Below are 2,441 nucleotides of genomic sequence, written 5' to 3' on the forward strand. Positions count from 1 at the left end.
GAAACATACATCTATCATTATAACTACAAACGATTCCAAAAACGACTCAATCATCGAGCTCCGATCGAATATCGAATCTCGATGGCTGCATAGTCTTTTTTACAGTTGTCTACTTGACGGGGGGAAGACCACCCCAGGAAGATGCCTTTTTTATGTAACTTTCTCTAGATGTTAATAATATTATATGCAATTTATTCATAAATATACTAAATAATTGTATGCTAGTAAATTAGACGTGTCATTCTTCACAAACACAGCTATTCCATATGCTACGAAAGTTGCTGGCTCTACCACCCGATCCTTCACAACAATCTTGCTTGTGCCAGCGATGAATTAAGAACACGCTTTCGAATTATAAAATCTACCTCTCATTTTGTCAATAGCAGACAAATAACAAAAATATGAACAATAAAAAGAATGGTTCTGGTGCAAAAACTTCAAGCCACTTGCAAATACTCTCTCAAACTTGGGCATACTGATACTATTATTCTTAAAAAGGTGTGTGATCAGTATGAAAAAGGAAACTTCGTTTAAATGGAAGCACTATCAGGCAGATAAAATATCTAAATAACATCGTAGAGCAGGACCATCGTTTCATAAAAAAACGTACACGTTTTATGTTAGGACTTAAATCTTTTCGTACAGCTACATGTATTCTTGCAGGAGTAGAAGCCATGCATATGATAAAAAAAGAACAGATTGATTTACGGGAACAGTCTGTTCGAAATCAAAAACAATTCATTCATCAATTATTTGGATTAACAGCGTAAAGAACGATTCTGATAGGAATCCTCATTGCTCGTTGGAATGTATTCTTTATTTGCACTAGAACCCTTTTTGTCATAATCTATAATCTAATCCCTGCAATAATTATGTATTTTTTATACAGTTACTGTTGAGATAGCCTTTTTATATATTAATTGCTGTTTGCCATCAACTTTAATCAAAATTGTAAACCTATCCACCGTAATAATTTGTCCAGTTATTCTAAAGCCCTTTAATAAAATAATTGTAACTTCCTTTTTAGCTTCTATTGCTTGCTGATATAATTCATCTTGAATAGTAATCATTTGGATCGTTGCAACTCCTTTATTTTTTTAGAATCGTTCATGGCTTCTAAAAAAGCATATTCTTTTACAGTCATTTCAACGGTTGGACAATACTTAGTTTTTGATAATTTATGAAGTAAAGAAAGATTTTTACTTAATTGTTTTACCATTTCATCTAATGTAATTTGATTCGTACCATATCCAATCACTGGGTTCAAAAATACATCTAACCCTATGAGACTTGGTTCAATGAGAGAAACAATCTCTTGTACTTTTGGCAATATGGCCGTTTCATAGCGTGCTTTAAAGGATTCTAAATCATCTGGCGTTGATTCATTAGAACAGAATTTTTTAAATGCTACCACACGAATATCATTCCGCAATTCCTCAATACGTGTTTGATAAAACTCCTGGTCAAATCCTTCTTTATCCGCAACATCAAAATGAAGTGGTTCTGTTGCAAAGTTTGAAAAAACATAAACTCGTTAAAAAAATACCGTTATCTTTAAGAAATTCTAAATAATTGCTGTAATTCCTTATTTGTATATGGCATGAATCGTTTCTATTCCTTTCAATGTACGTGAAGCATGACGAAGATTTTGAAATCCTGCGGTTTCCTTACCTTATATTTAATGTATACGTAATGCCATTTACCGTGATATTACTACTCGTAGTTGGCCACGCAGTAGCAGTCCAATGAGCTGTATTCCCTTGCATCGCTACTTGATTTATGACTTGATCATAAAATTTAATTTGATTTTTATTATACCAAGGATCATTATGTGGATTCGGAGAAAGCTGATAAACATGTTGACCAGGGTTAAGTGTTACACCTCTATTATTCCCCCAAGACGTTTCTGACCATCTGTAGGTTGTATTATTCACAGTAACTGAACCATTAATCCCAGCTGCAGAAACCATCTGATTTTTTAATATACCTACTACAGAAAATAAAATACCACATACAAATAAACATAACAATATTTTCTTTAGCATCTTAACACCTCCCTCGAAAAGAAACCTTATTAATAAACTAACAAAAGATTATTAATAAAACAACTTTGATAATTCCCTTAATCATCGGACAAAAAAGCACTCTCCATACTTTTATAAGGTTTAATCACAGGGTTGCTCCTCTAGTCCGTCACATGATTAACATAAAATGGAGTTTCTAAAAGTCAGGTCTAGGAATAGAAGGTTTATTCATATTGGGAAATGCGTATATTAAGACACAATTTTCCAGTATGGAATTGGTGCCCCCTAATAACCATTTCGTTTTAATATGCGATAAATAATGATCCTGTGGTTCCGTTGTAAAGTTTTTTAACTAAAGCTAAACTGTAGGAAGATTGAGTTGAGGAGAATGATACATGAGATACTTCAAAGGAAAAC

The 2,441-nt window shown here is 33.0% G+C and carries 2 protein-coding genes and 3 pseudogenes; 1 reads left to right on the plus strand and 4 read right to left on the minus strand.

Annotation, left to right across the window (positions count from 1 at the left end; all coding sequences use genetic code 11):
• Nucleotides 1-542: 542 nt before the first annotated feature.
• Nucleotides 543-770 (plus strand): annotated as a pseudogene (locus JDS99_RS30360) (DDE-type integrase/transposase/recombinase); the annotation flags it as partial.
• 111 nt (nucleotides 771-881) lie between these two features.
• Here JDS99_RS30360 and hfq read toward each other — a convergent pair.
• The 4 genes and pseudogenes from hfq to JDS99_RS30375 form a co-directional block, all read right to left on the minus strand.
• The gene (gene hfq / locus JDS99_RS30365; protein WP_199696435.1) at nucleotides 882-1,070 is read right to left on the minus strand and encodes an RNA chaperone Hfq; all 189 of its coding nucleotides are present in this window, start codon (nucleotides 1,068-1,070) and stop codon (nucleotides 882-884) included.
• A pseudogene (locus tag JDS99_RS30370) lies at nucleotides 1,067-1,498 on the minus strand (hypothetical protein); the annotation flags it as partial. The pseudogene JDS99_RS30370 and the gene hfq, both read right to left, overlap by 4 nt.
• Before the next feature lie 87 nt (nucleotides 1,499-1,585).
• A pseudogene (locus JDS99_RS32225) lies at nucleotides 1,586-1,666 on the minus strand (IS6 family transposase); the annotation flags it as partial.
• Between the two features lies 1 nt (nucleotide 1,667).
• Nucleotides 1,668-2,045, minus strand: a complete 378-nt coding sequence (locus tag JDS99_RS30375; RefSeq protein WP_199696436.1) for a hypothetical protein — start codon at nucleotides 2,043-2,045, stop codon at nucleotides 1,668-1,670.
• Between the last annotated feature and the right edge of the window lie 396 nt (nucleotides 2,046-2,441).

This window comes from Bacillus cereus group sp. N6 (genome assembly GCF_016483705.1).
Lineage (GTDB): Bacteria > Bacillota > Bacilli > Bacillales > Bacillaceae_G > Bacillus_A > Bacillus_A wiedmannii.